Origin of the sequence: Bradyrhizobium sp. UFLA01-814, assembly GCF_046718885.1 — a bacterium.
GTDB lineage: Bacteria > Pseudomonadota > Alphaproteobacteria > Rhizobiales > Xanthobacteraceae > Bradyrhizobium > Bradyrhizobium elkanii.
Window position 1 is genome coordinate 13,441 of record NZ_JAQOSR010000059.1, and the last position, 17,527, is coordinate 30,967.

At 58.8% G+C, this 17,527-nt stretch carries 12 protein-coding genes; 10 read left to right on the forward strand and 2 right to left on the reverse strand.

All coding sequences use genetic code 11. The features are described 5' to 3' along the window. Positions 1-163: 163 nt before the first annotated feature. Positions 164-1,348: a glycosyltransferase family 4 protein gene (locus PMN64_RS19370; RefSeq protein ID WP_411781773.1), complete on the reverse strand. Its 1,185-nt coding sequence runs from the start codon at positions 1,346-1,348 to the stop codon at positions 164-166. 712 nt (positions 1,349-2,060) lie between these two features. Between PMN64_RS19370 and PMN64_RS19375 the strand changes: the two genes are divergently transcribed. The 9 genes from PMN64_RS19375 to PMN64_RS19415 all read left to right on the forward strand — a co-directional run bounded on the left by PMN64_RS19375 (position 2,061) and on the right by PMN64_RS19415 (position 13,859). Next, positions 2,061-2,702: a winged helix-turn-helix transcriptional regulator gene (locus PMN64_RS19375; RefSeq protein WP_411781774.1), complete on the forward strand. Its 642-nt coding sequence runs from the start codon at positions 2,061-2,063 to the stop codon at positions 2,700-2,702. A gap of 84 nt (positions 2,703-2,786) precedes the next feature. Beyond that, complete coding sequence (asnB, locus tag PMN64_RS19380) at positions 2,787-4,730, forward strand: asparagine synthase (glutamine-hydrolyzing) (protein WP_411781775.1); 1,944 nt, start codon at positions 2,787-2,789, stop codon at positions 4,728-4,730. Next, positions 4,727-5,527 (forward strand): ABC transporter permease, encoded by an 801-nt coding sequence (locus tag PMN64_RS19385; protein WP_028338356.1) that lies wholly within the window; start codon positions 4,727-4,729, stop codon positions 5,525-5,527. The genes asnB (PMN64_RS19380) and PMN64_RS19385 overlap by 4 nt, the downstream gene beginning before the upstream one ends. Then, positions 5,524-6,867, forward strand: coding sequence for an ABC transporter ATP-binding protein (locus PMN64_RS19390; protein WP_411781776.1), 1,344 nt, complete (start codon positions 5,524-5,526; stop codon positions 6,865-6,867). The genes PMN64_RS19385 and PMN64_RS19390 overlap by 4 nt, the downstream gene beginning before the upstream one ends. An 8-nt stretch (positions 6,868-6,875) precedes the next feature. Continuing rightward, positions 6,876-7,739, forward strand: a complete 864-nt coding sequence (locus PMN64_RS19395; protein WP_229158729.1) for a TylF/MycF/NovP-related O-methyltransferase — start codon at positions 6,876-6,878, stop codon at positions 7,737-7,739. 43 nt (positions 7,740-7,782) lie between these two features. After that, on the forward strand, positions 7,783-9,948 hold the full coding sequence (locus tag PMN64_RS19400; protein ID WP_411781777.1) for a methyltransferase domain-containing protein: 2,166 nt from the start codon (positions 7,783-7,785) through the stop codon (positions 9,946-9,948). 122 nt (positions 9,949-10,070) lie between these two features. Then, a complete protein-coding gene (locus PMN64_RS19405; RefSeq protein WP_411781778.1) occupies positions 10,071-11,744 on the forward strand; it encodes a glycosyltransferase in 1,674 nt (557 codons plus the stop codon). A gap of 22 nt (positions 11,745-11,766) precedes the next feature. Beyond that, a complete protein-coding gene (locus tag PMN64_RS19410) occupies positions 11,767-12,576 on the forward strand; it encodes a class I SAM-dependent methyltransferase (protein ID WP_016847978.1) in 810 nt (269 codons plus the stop codon). 107 nt (positions 12,577-12,683) lie between these two features. After that, positions 12,684-13,859 (forward strand): glycosyltransferase, encoded by a 1,176-nt coding sequence (locus PMN64_RS19415; protein ID WP_253607799.1) that lies wholly within the window; start codon positions 12,684-12,686, stop codon positions 13,857-13,859. A 1-nt stretch (position 13,860) separates the two neighbouring features. On the opposite strand, the gene asnB (PMN64_RS19420) is transcribed toward PMN64_RS19415, so the two are convergent. Beyond that, positions 13,861-15,795, reverse strand: coding sequence for an asparagine synthase (glutamine-hydrolyzing) (gene asnB, locus PMN64_RS19420; RefSeq protein ID WP_253607800.1), 1,935 nt, complete (start codon positions 15,793-15,795; stop codon positions 13,861-13,863). 442 nt (positions 15,796-16,237) lie between these two features. Between asnB (PMN64_RS19420) and PMN64_RS19425 the strand changes: the two genes are divergently transcribed. Next, positions 16,238-17,527: a nucleotide sugar dehydrogenase gene (locus tag PMN64_RS19425; protein ID WP_028338351.1), complete on the forward strand. Its 1,290-nt coding sequence runs from the start codon at positions 16,238-16,240 to the stop codon at positions 17,525-17,527.

Sequence of the window (17,527 nt, forward strand, 5' to 3'; positions counted from 1 at the left end):
GCAACTGCCGCATTCACAGGCCGGCCGCCGGCGCAGGAGCCCGGAGAATAGTGGTGATATCAAGCACGGCACGACACGTTGGCCGCAGCCTGTGAGGGACATCGCTTTGACGCCGGCTGTGTCAGTTCGCTTGTTCAGTGGGCCGCGATCGGCGAGGTCGCGGTTATCGATCGGTTCGGGCGTTCGAAGCAGTCAGTGGTGCCTCACTGCGCGCCAATATGTCACCGTAGAGCTGAGTGATCGTGTAGCCGATGATCCTTGCAGAGAATCGCTCCGACACGCGTCGTCTCGCCGCAGCACCGAACCTCGCCCGCAACTCAGGCGCTTCAGCAAGCCGCAGAATTGCGCTTGCCAGGGCTATTGGGTCCTCGAGTGGTACCAAGAGGCCGGTTTGATCAGCAAGCACAATCTCGCGGCAGCCAGGCGTGTCCGTCGCAATCAGGGGCCTGCCGCAGGCGGCTGCTTCCATCAACGCTCCCGGAAGCCCTTCACGATACGAAGGCAATGCCGCGATGTGTGAAGCGCGCCACAGCGAGGCGATGTTGTCGATGTGCCCGAGCCACGTGATGCCCGGTCGTGCGATCCAGGCTTCGATCTCTTCGTGTGACACGGACGATGGATTCGCCGGGTCAGGATTTCCTGCGATGATAAGGTTGATATCGTGTCCTTGATCGCGCAGTAGACCGTGGGCGCGAACCAGAGTGCGGATGCCTTTGTCGACCAGCAGCCGCCCCGCGAATCCGATCGTGATCGGGCCTGCCGGCTCAGGTAGCGGCTGCAATGATTCATCATCAACGCCAGATCCCGGAATCAACGTCATGCGGTCGGGCTTGGCACCGAGCGCCATCAGCGCCTCGCGGTCGTCGGGATTTTGCACGATTGTGTAGCTGCGATTTCGATTGAGCAGCCAAGGCAGCAGTCGGGTCAGGACGCGCTTCAGCAGACGTGACTGCGAACTCGATGACGTGAAGATATAGCCGAGCCCGGTGATCGCATTGACGACGGGGAATCTCCGGTCGAGCGCAGCCAGCGAACCAAAGACGCAGCATTGCACCCCGGAATGGTGCACGATGCTTGGCTTGATCGCGCGCTCCACCTCCCGGATAGCTTTCAGCGCCGCAGCAGCCGTGAGCATCGCCCGTTGACCACGTTGGAAGGGGATCTGGTGAAGTACAAAGTCCTCCGCCCTGATGGAGGCGGCGCCGCTGCTCACATTGGTCGCCACATGAACCTCAAGGCCGGCGTCACGCGCTGCCCGCGCCATTGGCAGGCGATTGAGCAAGAACGCCCAGTCCTCGTTAGCGATGTAGAGGATGCGACCCTTCAGCTTGATTTCTAGGGGATTCATTGATCAGTCGAAGCAGGATTGTCGGAAGCCCGGATGTCATGGGTAATCGGGAGCATGAAAAATCTGTGTCGTCTCGAGGGGACCGGCAGGACCGCAAGTAGGCCATCAGCATCGTCGCCAACGTCACGAAGGGCCGCAGTCATACCACGGGATGACGCACGTCCACCAGCAGTGCGGCGGCCTGCCGCATGGTTCGGGTGCGACATCATCAGATTTGGTGGGTACGAAGTTCGAGCGATGCGCTGCTTGTGCCGCCTGGGTCTATCACAGCGCCGGCTGCTGCTGCGCGGACGCTTCGACGCGGTTGCTCTTGATTTGCGCCAGCTCCAACCGCCCAGTACAGGCGCTTATCGGATGTGGTGACCGCTCATTCCGAGGCGTCGTTGTTCGTCGACATTGCGGTCAGCGCACTCTGGAATGTTATTCATCGAACGCAACTACTGGGGGCAGGGGTGGGGTCAGTCCATTTGGCGGCGTTCGAACGCGGCCGGTGGCAGCGCCGAGCGAATACTATCGGTACGCCGTAGTGAGTGGGCATTTGCGTCCAGGCTAAGAAAAGGCGCCCGTCCGAACATGCCAATTTGCTGGCTCAATTAGCTAGCCATAAAATTCTTCAACAAATTCAATTGATTGAATTGTTCACATCGTGAACGTTCGACTTGACGTTCACGGCATGAACGGACTATCTGTCGCCGACGGAGGGGGAGTCTCAATGGACCACACGTTGCCGGATTCTAGCGGGGAGGATGAACGGATCGTCCTTAATTTGCTGAATTCCGTCGATGATGGCGCGCAATCGCAGCGCCGCATCGCGGAGGAGCTTGGTATCGCGCTTGGCCTCGTTAACGCCTACCTCAAGCGATGCATCAAGAAGGGCTTTGTCAAAGTCAGCCAGGCGCCGGCGCGTCGCTACGCCTATTACCTGACGCCAAAGGGCTTCGCTGAGAAATCGCGCCTGACCGTGGAATATCTGTCGTCCTCTTTCTCGTTTTTTCGTCAGGCCAAGGCCGATTGTGCGCAGGTCCTTCAATTGGCGAAGGCGCAGCATTTCCAGAATCTGGTGCTTTGTGGAAGGTCGGACTTGGCCGAGATTGCCATGCTGTCGGCTGTCGATTGCGGTGTCTCGATCGTCGCAATTGTTGATGAAAATGCAGGCGACACGCGTTTCGTCGGGGTCCAGGTCGTTGCTGGCTACGATCGTGTTGCCATTCCATTTGATGCTGTGATGATCACCGATGTAGCCAATCCCAGTCGGGCTTTCGATGAAGCGGTACGCCTCTATGGACCAGGCCGTGTACTGGCTCCAAGCTTGCTGGGCTTGAATCACCAGGAGCATCAGGATGCAGCGCAATGATTGCGTCAAATACACGTTCCTTGCTGCTCTGCTTTTTTCAGTGATCTGAACAGTGTCTACGGCCAGGGGGAGAGGGGCGCAGTAATGTGCGGCATTGCGGGTTTCATGCGACTTCGGCCAGGCGGCCGCGGGCCTCTATCGCAGCGGGTCCTCGACGAAATGACCGATAGCCTCGCATATCGTGGGCCGGATTCGCGCGGCACTTGGCTCGACAGCGAACGAGGTGTGGGCTTCGGTCACCGACGTCTGGCGATCCGTGATTTGACCCCCACGGGCGCTCAACCGATGACGTCGGGATGTGGGCGGTTCGTCATTGTCTACAATGGTGAAGTTTACTCCCATAACGAGATTGCGGCCGATCTTGAGCGGACCAATCGTCGGCTCAAAGGTCACTCGGATACTGAAATTATCCTCGAGGCCTGCGCGGAATGGGGCATCGAAAACGTGGTGCCGCGCCTGATCGGCATGTTCGCCATCGCGCTCTATGACAAGCAGACTGGCGACCTGACTCTTGTGCGCGACCGCCTTGGAATCAAGCCGCTTTACTGGAGCGTAATTGACGGGGTGCTGACCTTCGGCTCGGAATTGAAAGCGCTGCGCGCTGTTCCGGGCTGGGCGCCAGCCCTGGATCGCAACGCGATGGCTTCGTTCATGCGCCACAACTATATCCCGGCGCCTTTTACGATCTATAAGGATACCTACAAGCTTGAACCGGGCACCATGCTCAAGACCAAGCTTGGCGGCGAAGTTTCGACTGAGTGTTTCTGGAATCTCAGAGGCCTCGTTGAGACGTCGGTAGGCGGCAAATCGAAAATCGACGAGGGCGAGGCGATCAATCGCCTTGATGCTCTGCTGTCCGATGCAGTGAGGCGCCGGCTGGTTGCCGACGTGCCGATTGGTTCGCTGTTGTCGGGAGGGATAGACTCTTCGCTCGTGACTGCGCTGATGGCAGAGACCGCAGATCGAAAGATCAATACATTCTCGATCGGTTTTGCGGAGAAGGGATTTGACGAGGCGCCCTTTGCGCGCGAGGTCGCGCGCCATCTCGGAACTGACCACACCGAATTGTATGCTGATGCCTCGCATGCCTTGGATATGGTTGAGCATCTCCCGCAATGGTACGACGAACCGTTCGCCGACTCCTCTCAACTGCCGACCGCCTTGGTGTGCGAGCTGACCCGTCAGCATGTTAAGGTCGTGCTTTCGGGAGATGGTGGCGATGAATTGTTCGCGGGCTACTCCCGCTATGCCTACGCGCTGGATATGCGAAAGGTCGCCAGCCCCGCCCCAGGGGCTTTGCGCAATGTGCTGGCTCGAGGTCTCCGTGCTGTTCCGAGGCGTGCCTTGGATCAGATCGGCGAGGTGCTGCCGGGCCGCTGGCGGATAAACGGTCTTGGTTCGAAGGTTGAACGGTACGCCCCGGCCATTCTCGAGGGTGATCCCGACACGCTCTATCGCGGGATGCTGAGCCATTGGCACACACCGAACGATCTGGTGATCGGAGCTTCCGAGACCAAGGGGGTGCTTTGGGATACGCATCTCCCGACCGGCGTTCCGAATTTTCTCGACCGGATGATGCTTATCGACACTCTCACCTATCTGCCTGACGACATTCTGACGAAGGTCGATCGCTCCAGCATGATCGTCGGCCTCGAAGCGCGGGTTCCGCTACTGGATCACCGGGTCGTGGAATTCTCCTGGACCCTTCCAAGGCATATGAAGTATCGCGATGGCGTTGCCAAATGGGCGTTGCGCGAGGTGCTCTATCGCCGTGTCCCGCGTGCACTGCTTGACCGTCCAAAGATGGGATTTGGCGTGCCGCTGGCGGAGTGGCTGAGGGGACCGCTGAGGGACTGGGCGGAAGAATTGTTGGCTGAGAAAAGATTGAAGGACCAGGAATTGTTCACTCCCGCACCGATCCGAGAGCGATGGCAAGCGCATCTGGCTGGCGCGAACTGGGCCTATCCGCTGTGGAATGTCTTGATGGCGCAAGCGTGGCTGTCGGCTAATCCGGAGGTCTCGCTGTGATCGCGGCGCAGTCACTTCTTGGCTCGGTGTACGGACACCGCGAGCTCGTTGCTGAGCTCGTGAAGCGTGAGTTGCGTGATCGTCACACCGGACAGCTGCTGGGCGCGCTGTGGGCTTATGGCCATCCGCTGCTGCTCATGCTGATGTACTCGCTCCTGTTCGCCTACGTATTCCCGACCCGCGTCGGTAGCAGCGGCGGGCATCCCGATTTTGCCGTCAATGTCTTGATCGGAATAGTCTCGTGGCTGGCGTTTCAGGATTTGCTGGCGCGCTCCACCACGATATTGACCGCTCATGCAAGCCTCGTGAAGCAGATCATTTTTCCGGTCGTGGTATTGCCGATCAAGACTGCGATCGCTTCGGCGCTTCCATACTCAATCGCGCTTCTGTTCACGATCGGCTACGCTGCGGTCAGCGGAACCCTGACTTTCATGGTTCTGACCGTCCCGTTCCTGATTGCGATCCAACTCATTGCGATGACCGGTGTTGCTCTCATGCTATCGGCCCTCGGCATCTTCTTTCGCGATTTGCGCGACATCGTGACGATCTTCTGTGCGGTCAACCTGTTCGCACAGCCCATCTTGTTCAACCCGTATGTGACGCCGAGCTGGATGAATTGGGTTTTTCATTTCAATCCGTTCAGCTACCAGGTTTGGTGCTGGCAGGACGCGCTCTATTTCGGAGCCTTTCAACATCCGGCGGCTTGGATTGTTTTTCCCCTTGGGGCGGTCTCCTGCCTGGCAATCGGCTACGCGGTATTCTCTCGCCTGCAGCACGGCTTTGGTGACGCGCTATGACCGGATCCGAAATCGCCATCCGTGCGCGCGGGCTGCGAAAGGCGTACCGCGTCTATGAGCATGCAATCGATCCGCTGGTGGAAGTTATTCGCCGCGTTCCGCGCCACACCGAGCGCGTGGCCCTTCAGGCCGTCGATCTCGATCTCAAGCGTGGAGAGATCGTCGGAATTCTTGGGCGCAATGGGGCCGGAAAATCGACGCTGCTCAAGATCATCGCCGGAACACTCGAGCGCTCGTCGGGTGATTTGGACGTCAACGGCCGGATCACCGCCATCCTCGAACTGGGAACCGGCTTTCACCCGGACTACACCGGCCGAGAGAACATTTTCATGGGTGGGCTGTGCCTCGGCATGCCCAAAGCGGAAATCGAACGCAAGCTCGATTCGATCATCGAATTTAGCGAGTTGCGGGACGTCATCGACCAGCCATTCAAGACCTATTCGACCGGGATGCAGGCGCGTCTCACGTTCGCCACGGCGATCAGCGTCGAGCCTGATATCTTGATCGTTGACGAAGCTCTATCGGTTGGCGACGCGCGGTTTCAAATGAAGTGCTTCGGCTGGATCCAGCGGCTGAAGCAGAAGAACGCGACGATCTTGCTCGTGTCCCATGATACCAACACGATTACGACTTTCTGCGATCGCGCCCTGATTCTGGAAGGCGGACGAGTCTTCGCGGAAGGCGAGGCCGGGCCGATATCGGTGGTCTATCACAATCTGCTGTTTGGCAAATCGGAAGCGAGCACGGCGGCCGCGGCCGAAGAGGCGTCGTCGCCGGGGCTGGAGAACGCGATCAGTCAAAGAACCGTCGAGAATGCCGACGATTCCGAGCTGCCGGCGGAGGAAATCGCGCCGAAGGTTCGATATGGATCGGGTGAGGGGCGTTTGCTCGATTGGGGGGTGTTCGATGAGCACGGACGGCGCGCAACGCTCCTTCAGAGTGGAAGTAACTATCGCTTTTCGATGCGGTTTCGGTGCGATGCGGACATTCCGGCACTGTCCTGTGGTTTTGCAATCAAGGACCGCAGGGGAACTGTCGTATGGGGGGCAACCAACCTGACCAGCCATGGCGTGGCGTGGCAAGCCCGTGCCGGTGATGTTCTGACGATAGCGTGCGATTGCACGATGTGGTTGGCGGCGGGCGACTTCTTTCTAACGCTCGGCGCCGCGCATCTCCACGATGGTGCAAAAATCGATTTCGTCGAGGATGCCATTCAATTCCGGGTTGTTGGCACAAAAGGGGCTTTCACGACAGCCTTGGTCAATCTGGAGAGTGAAATCGTGATCTCCTCTGAACAAGAGGATGTCGCCCGGGTAAGCGGAGCTGTCGGAGGATGTTGAAGCGAATAATGGCGCCGTTGCTGGGACCGCGCGCGAAGACCGAGAGCGCGGCCCCGGTGCAACCCGCTCCGGCCCCGGTCTACAGTTCTGATGCTGCGCGGCTGGCGGCGGAGATCGAGAGCCTTGCGCCGGACAAGGCTGTTCAGCTTCTTACGCTCTTGAAGCGTGGGCTGGAGTTTCAATCCTCCGAATTCGAACGCTATCTTTCGGCGGAGGCGCTGACGACAGCCATCTATCCGAAGTTCAAATTCTCCGAATTTGCTCGGATATTCCTCGAGGATGAAGCATTCCTTGCCTACTACATGAGGTTCATGGATGTAGGGAACTGGCATTCGCTTGATCGCAAATATGCGATGAACGAGTTGCTGAAGCTCGTGCTTCATCTCGAAGGCGATGCCGCCGAATGCGGCACGTACAGGGGCGCTACGGCCTACTTGCTGTGCCAGGCCTTCAGGAAGATACCGATGTCGATTCATCTCTTCGACAGTTTCGAGGGGTTGTCCGAGCCGGCTTCCGTCGATGGCACGTACTGGCGAAAGGGCTCTCTGACCGCGGCCGAAGATGAGTTGACGCAGAGCTTGCGAGAGTTCGACAACTATCGGATTTACAAGGGCTGGATTCCCACGCGATTTGCCGAAGCGGCCGACTGCAGGTTTCGCTTTGTGCACGTCGATGTCGATCTCTACCAGCCCACGCTCGACTCGCTTCAGTTCTTCTATCCTCGCATGGTTGCGGGTGGCATTATCCTGCTTGATGACCACGGGTTCAAATCATGCCCAGGTGCGAAACAAGCAGCTGACGAATTCTTCGAATCGAAGGCCGAGAATCTCGCGCTTTTGCCAACGGGGCAGGCCTTCACGATCAAGCAGTAGGATGGGGCTTAGCTGCTTCGTACAATGGTGAGAAAGCTCTGACATGGCTGCGGAACGCTTGAAGTGGACCCCCGAACTGGTCAACCGGTTCTGGGACAATGTGGGGCAAACCCGGCTGACCGAACTCAGTTTCGCGAAGCTTGGCGGCCGTAGTGTCATTACGGCTATTGATCACATACTTCCAAAGCACGGACGCATTCTCGATTTCGGTGCCGGCGATGGCCACCTTCTTCGCTTCATGGCCCAGCGGGGCCTGACCGTGGCGGGATACGAGCCGTCGAAAGGACGCGCGGCAAATCTGCAGCGTGCGCTGGAGAATTTCGATGGATTCCTGGGCGTCGTGGGCGACGACTCGACGGAGACCTTTGATGTCGTAATCATGTCCGAGGTCATCGAGCATGTTCTGGACGAGGTCATGGACGTCACGCTCGATCGTCTGGCGCGCTTTGTGCGGCCCGGGGGCGTGTTGGTCATCACGACGCCCAACAACGAAGATCTCGATTTGGACATGGCGTACTGCCCGGTCAGCAATTTGCTGTTCCATCGCTGGCAGCACGTTCGCTCACTCGATCAATCGTCACTGAAAGCGCTTCTCTCCCGGTTCGGCTTCGATGAGGTGGTGACGCATCAGGTGGGGTTCGACGACAACATCTTTGTCCCGAACGATGCCTTCTGGAGCGGAAAGCCGCTCGTTGATCCTCTGCCGGATTGGCTTGAGAACATGCGCCAGAACAAGCCAACTCAGGCTGGGGCGGGGAATCGACTTCTGTACATTGGGCAGAAGGGGCGAGCGACCGACTATCAGGAGCAATTAACGGCCTTTCAGGCCCTTGCTGCGCAGGCGATGTCGAGCGCGTCGGCAAAGGCGTCGCCGCATCGCAGTGGAATCCTGATGATCATTGGTTCGTTGGGCCCGGGTGGCGCCGAACGGCAAATGGTCGCCTTGGTCGAACAGATCGTATCGAGAGGGATTGATTCAGTTACTGTGGCGCTCGTCCATCCGCCGGCGACGGAACGGGAGAATTTCTTCAGAGCCAGGCTGCAGAAGGCGGGCGTCAAAATCATCGACGGCTTCTCTGCCGCCAAATCTCCGACCGGATCCGGGAAGACGGCGGATCCCGATCCATTTGAAGTGTTGTCGCCGGAGCTCGCTGACGTAAGGGCCTACTACGACGTTCTCTCGGATGTAAATCCCGAGACGGTGTATCTCTGGATGGACGAAGTGTGCATCAAAGGAGGCATTGCAGCGACCGTACTGCAGATCCCCCGAACATTGCTCTGCTTTCGCAATATGCCATCCTACAATTTCCCTTACTATCACGGGTACCATCGTGATTGTTATCGGTTCTTGGCAGAGCAACCGAACCTGCAGATGCTAAATAACAGCCATGCTGGTGCGCGCGCGTATGCCGCGTGGCTGGAGCTCCCAGAGGGAGCGATCAAGGTCGTGCACAACGGAATTGACCTCGACAATGATGCTGCACCCAAGGTCCTGAGAAAACAATACCGAGCCGCGTTGGGCATCGATGAGAAGATGCTGATTGTTGGCGGTGTCTTCAGGATGATGACGGAGAAACGTCCGTTCCTCTGGCTCGATGTCGCTGCGATGATACGTGAGAAGATGCCGAATGTGCGCTTCCTGCTGGTGGGCAATGGCGCGCGGTTCGATGATGTTCGCGCTCGCGCCGAGCAGCTTGGGTTGACCGGCGCATTGATATTTGCCGATCTGGAACTGCGCCCGGCCGCGGCAATCGCAGCAATGGACCTGTTCTTTCTGGCGTCTCGTATCGAGGGTCTTCCAAACGTCATTCTCGAAGCTCAGGCCCTTGGGGTTCCCGTCGCTACGACCTCCGCTGGAGGCGCTCCCGAGGCTGTGCTGGATGGCAAGACGGGGCAGATATTCAAGCCCGATGCGACAGCGCGGGTTATGGCTGATACTATCGTTGACTTGCTAGGCAACTTGCGCTGGAGAGAAAAAGCTGCGCAACTGGCCCCGCGACAGGTCAAGACTTCTTTTAATATAGAGCTCATGGCCGACGGGATGCTGGCCGCCCGCGATGAAATTGCGGTCGGTTCGGCAGTTGATAGCGAGGTTGTTGAGGCGGGTCCGTCGGCTGATCCTGTTGTGGAGAAGGCAGATCAACCGCAACGACCTTGGGCGCTGCGGTGGTTTGCAGCCAAGCTCCCGTCCTGGATCTATCGATCGTGAGCGGGCGACTGGGCCGAAGGTAGTGCCGAACCCATCGTGCGTATTAAGCAGGATCGAGCAAACCCATGACCGCAAGATTTGAACGGGGGCCGGCCAGGCCATTTGTCTAGGGGGCGAAGAACGTGGGCAAGGAGGAACAAGCGACATCGAAGGGCAATGCTGCATGGCGGCCGCCGGCGCGGACCGTTTCTTCCATGTTTGCAATAGGTCCAAAATTCGTGGCGAGGGCATTCGCCGTGGCGGTCCGTCGCAATCTGCCGCACCGCACGATTGCATTTATTCGGCAGTACCGGCCGCGTCGACCTCCAACCGTCACGTTCAAAGATGCGTATTTGTTCGCCTGGTCGAAGATGGCTCGTATTCGGCAGTACCGGCCGCGTCGACCTCCAACCGTCACGTTCAAAGATGCGTATTTGTTAGCTTGGTCGAAGATGGCTCGCTGTCGTCCCTTGTTGGCGCGCGATCCGGCAGAACTCAGCATGGTGGAGCGGGTCGAGCGTGGAATTCTCAAGCTCGTCCTGGCGATGCCTGATCGACGACATCGTCGCGCGCTCAGGCAGTTCGGTATCCAGCTGGAGAGGCAAGGTGTCTCGGCCGCGAGGAGATCGATTGCGCAGCAGCACGGTGTGACGATGATGATCGGCACGCTTGGCCCAGGCGGTGCAGAGCGCCAATTGGTGGTCACGGCGCGGGGGCTTCGCGAAGGCCGGAAGCCAAGCATCCGCGTGGCATGCGTCAATCTATCCTCCCCAGTCAGCAGGTTTTTTCTGCCGGAGCTGGAGTCCAGGGATATTGCAGCCAGCGTCATCGGCACTGAGGTGGACAGTAACCTCGAACCGGCGCGGCGGGCCGTCGTCGATGCCTTGCCGCCGGAACTGCGGGACGACGTGGCCCTCTATGCCAAGACATTGGCGGCGCAGAACCCCGAGATTGCCCATCTGTGGCTCGACGAAGTCAACATCAAAGGGGGTATCGCGGCGGTGCTGACCGGCGTGCCAAAGATCATCATCTCGCAACGTAGTTTGCCGCCGATCAATTTCGTTTTTCATCAGCCATACATGCGTGAAAGCTACCGCTGGCTCGCGCGTCAGCCGGGTGTCAAGATGATCAACAACAGTGCGGCTGGCGCGAGGGCTTACGAGGCGTGGCTTGGATTGGCCAAGGACTCGATTGGCGTTGTCCGCAATGGTTATGCCTTTGATGAGTCCGAGCTGGCGGGGTACAAGGCGGATTGCGCCAAGCTCCGACAGCGCGTCGGAATTGAACCCGGCGCGCAGGTTGTGGGGACCGTGATGCGCTTCACCGAGGAAAAGTGCCCCATGCTGTGGCTGGAGATCGCAGCGCTCATCCGCCGGGAACTGCCTGATGTGCGTTTTCTGATCGTTGGAGATGGACCTTTGCGCGCGGTCATGGAGGCTCGCGCGGCTGCTGACGATTTGGCAGGAGACGTGTTTTTCGCGGGCCATCTGAAGGAGTCGATGGCCGCTATTGCCAGCATGGACCTGATGCTTCTGACCTCCCGTGCGGAGGGGCTTCCGAACGTTTTGGTCGAAGCGCAGTTCCTGGGGGTGCCCGCCGTGACGACGCCCGCCGGCGGCGCGCCAGAGGCTGTCAATCACGGCAAGTCAGGGTGGGTTCTCCAAGGCTGGGACGCGGCATCGAGTGCTTGCCAAATCGTGCGCCTTTTGCGAGACGGCCACTGGCGAGAAGCCGCGGCGAAAGATGGTCCTGAGTTCGCGTTCAAGCGCTTCGGGGTTCAGCGTGCGATCGATGAAACGCTCGCGGTGTATGGTTAAACGGATTCCAGAGGACAATTTGATGGACCAGGTAGAAGAGAAGCGCTTCGAGTTCGGAAAGAATTGGCATGACTTCATTCAGAAGAATTTCGACGCGGAGAAGGTTCAGACTTCGAAGCGTCATATCCTTCAGTTCATGGGGCGTTCCGATCTCAATGGCCTGACGGTTATCGATATTGGCTGTGGCAGCGGGCTGCATTCGATTGCCATGCTCGATGCAGGCGCCGCCCGGGTGGACGGCTTCGACTATGATCCGGATTCGGTCCGGGCCAGCAAATTTGTCCAGTCGCAAGCGGGCAACCCTGCCAATTGGACCGCGGAGCAGGGGTCGGTTCTCGACGATGCCTACGTCGCCAAATTGCCGCTCTACGATCTGGTCTATTCGTGGGGTGTGCTGCATCACACGGGCGAGGTCTGGCATGCGATTCAAAATGCAGCCAGCCGAGTGAAGCCGGGAGGACTGTTCTACATCGCACTCTACTCGGCCGACGTACAGAAAGACCCGACTCCGGAGTTCTGGCTTGATGTGAAGCGCCGATACGTTGCTTCCGGTTGGCTGCGGCGCAGGCTCATGGACGGTTGGTACGTCTGGCGTTTCGAGATGTACCGAGATCCGCGCAATTTGCCCGCGTTCCTGCGGCGGGTGCGGGAATACAAGAAAATGCGCGGCATGAACAAGTTTACCGACATCCGCGATTGGCTCGGCGGCTGGCCCATGGAGTTCGTCTACGACAAGGACGCCATCGATTTTGTCGAGAAGATGGGCTTCAAGCTCGAGAAGATCGCAACCGGCGAAGCAAATTCCGAATTCCTGTTTGTTCGGAATGCGTAGAGGAACGATGCTATGTGCTCTGCCGCATGGGATCGCGACAAGGCGTTCGCGGTCGCGGCGAGGATGTCATTGATTTTCAGACAATGAGCCCACTCCCGATCATATACGTGATCGGCTCCCTCGATGTCGGGGGAGCCGAGCGGCATCTGGCACAGATCATCCCGAGACTTGATCGCGGCCGATGGAAGCCGGTCGTTTGTTGCATGACCGAAAGAGGCAAGCTCGCAGATGGTCTGGAGGCGGCCGGCTTCGAGGTGATAGCCCGTCCGGTCGCGCGGCGTTCCGGCGGCGCGTCTCGGATACGAAGCTTCGTGCGTCTCGCTGAGACGGTTCTCTGGCTTTGCCGGGTCATGCGCCGATTTCGTCCGGCAATCGCTCATTTCTTTTTGCCTGGGGCATACATCCTGGGGGCTCCGGCGTCGATTCTGGCTCGCGTTCCCGTTCGGATCATGAGCCGACGAAGCCTCAATTACTATCAGCGCAACATTCGCTTTAGTCCTGCGATCGAAGGCTGGCTGCATCCCCATATGACGGCCATTCTCGGCAATTCAAACAGCGTGGTGCGCCAACTGCATGATGACGAAAACGTCCAGGCAGATCGGCTCGGCCTGATCTACAACGGCATCGATTTCGCAAAGTATCAAAAGTCTTCGATGGTGCGGCAGGGCGTGCGTGCCTCCCTCGAAATCGATCAAGACGCGCTTGTTTTCATTATGGTGGCAAACCTCATCCCTTACAAAGGACATCAGGATTTGCTCGTGGCCTTTTCGATGGCTTGCCCTCATTTGCCCGCCGGCTGGAGGCTCTTAGTGGTGGGGCGCGACGACGGAATCGGCGGGGCGCTGCGTGAGCAAGCGACGAATCTCAAAATAGCCGACAACGTGCTCTTTCTCGATTCAAGAAGCGACGTGCCTGATCTCCTGTGTGGCGCGGACATCGGTGTTCTGTCCTCGCACGAGGAGGGGTTCTCGAACGCGGTGCTCGAGAGCATGGCGGCCGGACTTCCGGTGATCGCAACCGACGTGGGAGGAAATCCCGAGGCGAATATCAACGGAGAAACCGGGTTCATCGTGCCGCCGCGTGATCCCAAAGCGATGAGCAAGGCAATACTTCTTCTCTCCGCGGACGGGGCATTGCGCGCCAGAATGGGCATGAAGGCGGCAGACCGGGCTGAAAAGACCTTCAGTCTGGATGCTTGTGTGTCGCGCTATGAGGATCTTTATCGCGGCTTGCTGGAGGGCAAGATTCCGAATGATATCCCGAGCATCCGGCTTTCGAAGTAATCTATCCCCACCGTTCACGCCAGGCTTCGAACATCAAGACGTCCCAGAGCGCGTATTGCCAGTTGCGCTTGCGCGACAGATGCTCGGTCCAGTGCCGGCGAATGAGCGCGACGTCGAAGAAATCCGTCTCCCGCAACCGCTTCTCGGAAAGCAGATTTTCCGCCCACTGCCGCAACGGCCCGCGCAGCCATTCGTCGAGTGGAACAGAAAAGCCCATCTTTGGACGCTCGACGAGATTTCTCGGGACGTGACGGTACAGAACCTGACGTAACAGCCATTTGCTGACGCCGCGCCGGATCTTGACGGAGTGCGGGAGCCGCCAGGCCATTTCGACAACGCGGTGATCGAGCAGCGGCACTCTCGCTTCAAGAGCGACCGCCATGCTCGCACGATCGACCTTCGTCAGGATATCGTCGGGAAGATAGGTCACCGAGTCGAGGAATTGCATTCGATCGAGCAAGTTCGGAAAGTCGGTCCGTACGGAATTGTCCCACAAGACCCCACGGGCTTCCGCCACGCCGGGCGCAATGCTATCCGGGTCCCAATGGCTGATCAGCTTTCTGTACAGCTCATCGGCATCGTTCAACCCGAGCACGTTCGCGAATTTATGAATCTTGTCGCCCGGCAGTCGTGGATAGCTGTGCTCCGGAAGGTAGTCGAAAATCGCGTTCCATCGCTCCGAGCTTACCGAAGTCAGGCCCGCTGCGAGTGCCTTTCGCGCGGGGGTCGGCACCAGCGAAAGCATCCTCCAGGAACGCCGGGTCAGCTGATATCGATTGTAGCCCGAGAAGAGTTCGTCGCCGCCATCGCCCGAAAGTGCGACGGTGACGTGCTTGCGTGTCATCGCCGAAACCAGGTAGGTCGGAATCTGTGACGAGTCAGCGAACGGCTCGTCGAAGATTTCGGAAAGCTTCGGTACGACCTCGAGCGCTTGCTGCGAGGTTGCGATGAGTTCGGTGTGCTCGGTTCCGAGATGCTTGGCGATCGCAGCGGCGTGAGGTGCCTCGTTAAAGGCCTTTTGCTCAAAGCCGATCGAGAACGTCTTTACCGGTCCGACGTTTGCGGCCTTCATCAACGCGACGACGGTCGATGAATCGATTCCGCCGGAAAGGAATGCGCCGAGCGGCACGTCCGCCATCGTTCGCTTGCGGATGGCATCGACAAGAAGCGTCTCGAGTTGTTCGACCAGCGACGCCTCGTCTCCGGAGAGCGGGTTGCTCAGGCCGTCGAGAGCCACCTGCCGGGCATCCCAGAACTTATCAATTTGTTGTTCGCGGCCGAATTCCAGGGTCAGAATAGTCCCCGGCTCGAGTTTGTAGACATCCCGATAGATGGTGTGCGGAGCCGGAATATAGTTGTGTCGCATGAACGAGGCGACCGCCGCCGGTTCGATCCGCGGCGTCCATCCCGGATGCCGGCGCAGCGCCTTGAGCTCCGAGCCGAACATGAACAGCCCGCCGACCTTGGCCCAATAGATCGGTTTGATGCCGAGTCGATCGCGAATGAGCTTCAGGGTTCGCTCTTGCCTGTCCCAGATCGCGATCGCAAACATGCCGATCAGTCGGTCAGCCGTGGCGCGGATTCCGTATCGCGCGAACGATTCGAGCAGGACCTCGGTGTCCGAGTGTCCGCGAAAACGGTGGCCGGTCGCTTCGATCTCGGCTCGGATTGGAAGGTGGCTGTAGACCTCGCCATTGTAGACCATCACGAAGCGGCCATCGGCCGAGTGCATGGGCTGGTGTCCGGCGGGCGAAAGATCCACGATCGACAGGCGGCGGTGAACGAGGGCAACACCAGCTTCGGCATCGACCCATATGCCGTGGTCGTCGGGACCGCGATGTTCCAGGCTGACGTCCATGGCGTCGGCGATGGATTTAAGCTGTTCGACCGATGTCCGACTGCTGGGGTCCGCGAGAAATCCGGCGATTCCGCACATCGTGCCCTACTGGAAGGCTTGCAAATCGGTCAGCGGGCAGGGGCCGAGCCAGGGAGATTGCCCGTCCAGCAGAATTAGCTCATATCGCATCTAAACCACGACAATAAGACGGCATCCACGGTTGATGACCTGGCTCAGGCGCGAACCAATAGGCGCGAAGGTTATCCCGAGGGAACCGGATAAGGCAAAGTTGGCGACGCCGGTATTGGGTCGACGAAGCTCAGAGCCGACGCATTTTGGCCGTGTCGCAGGTGTCTCAAAGGATGCAAGAGGGGTCGAAGAGGTTAATACGCCTTCGTATTCTCTTTAGGTCGCCCTGGCAATAGCGCTCATTTTTTGCGGCAGAATCCTTGGTATCTTAAGGACTTTCGCTCTTGCGACGTCGGCTGTATGGCGGCTAAACAACCGGCCTCGATGGTACGCCTGAGCCGGAACTTCCTTTATGTCACATTTCCGAAAGATTGCAGTTATTGGGTTGGGCTATGTCGGCCTTCCCGTTGCGGTTGCCTTCGCCCGCAAAAGAATACCCGTCGTTGGTTTTGACGTGGACCGCAGCCGTGTTGCCGAGCTCAGCAAGGGATATGACCGTACGCGTGAAGTCGACGCCGAAGATCTTCGCCATCCGTCGCTGACGTTCTCCGTGGATTCGGTGGCGATCCGGGACTCGGATTTCTTCATCGTCACTGTGCCGACGCCAATCGACGATGCGCACCGGCCGGATTTGGGGGCAATGATTGCCGCATCGCGCACGGTCGGCGGTGCGCTCAAGAAGGGTGACATCGTCGTCTACGAATCGACGGTTTATCCGGGCGCGATCGAGGAGGAATGTATCCCCATCCTGGCCGAGGTCTCCCATTTGAAGCCGGGCGTGGACTTCACGGTCGGGTACTCTCCCGAGCGGATCAATCCCGGTGACAAACTGCACCGTTTCGAGACCATCATGAAGGTCGTCTCTGCTCAGGATCCGAAAACGCTCGACATCGTTGCTAATGTCTATGGGTCCGTCGTAACGGCCGGCATCCATCGCGCACCTTCCATCAAGGTGGCCGAGGCTGCCAAGGTCATCGAGAACACGCAGCGCGATCTGAACATCGCGTTTATGAACGAGCTATCGCTGATCTTTCAGGTGCTGAATATCGACACTGGCGACGTTTTGGCGGCCGCGGGCACAAAATGGAATTTTCTGCCGTTTCAGCCCGGCCTCGTTGGCGGCCACTGCATCGGCGTCGACCCCTACTATCTGACTTTTCGTGCCGAGCGAGCGGGCTACCATCCGGAGGTGATTCTGGCCGGTCGCCGGATCAATGACGGCATGGGTCAGCGCATTGCGCGTGAATGTGTTCGAATGCTGCTTCGCGGGAAGGGCAAGGGGGGCAAAAGCACCGTCACGGTACTTGGCCTGACCTTCAAGGAAAATGTCCCGGATACGCGCAACTCCCGTGTGGTCGACATCATTCGTGAGCTTGAGACATTTGGTATTCACGTTCAGGTGCACGATCCTCTCGCGAATGCGGAGGATGCAAGCCATGAATATGGGCTGACGCTGACTGATCTCGATGACCTGCGCCCGGCGGATGCGGTTATCCTGGCCGTCGCGCATGATAGCTATCTCGCCGGTGGCTGGCCGCTCTTTCAGCGCCTATTGGATGGCGGCACGGGCCTCATTCTGGATGTCAAAGCGAAGCTCGACCGTAGCGTAGCTCCCGCCGGCATCGAGCTCTGGCGGCTATAG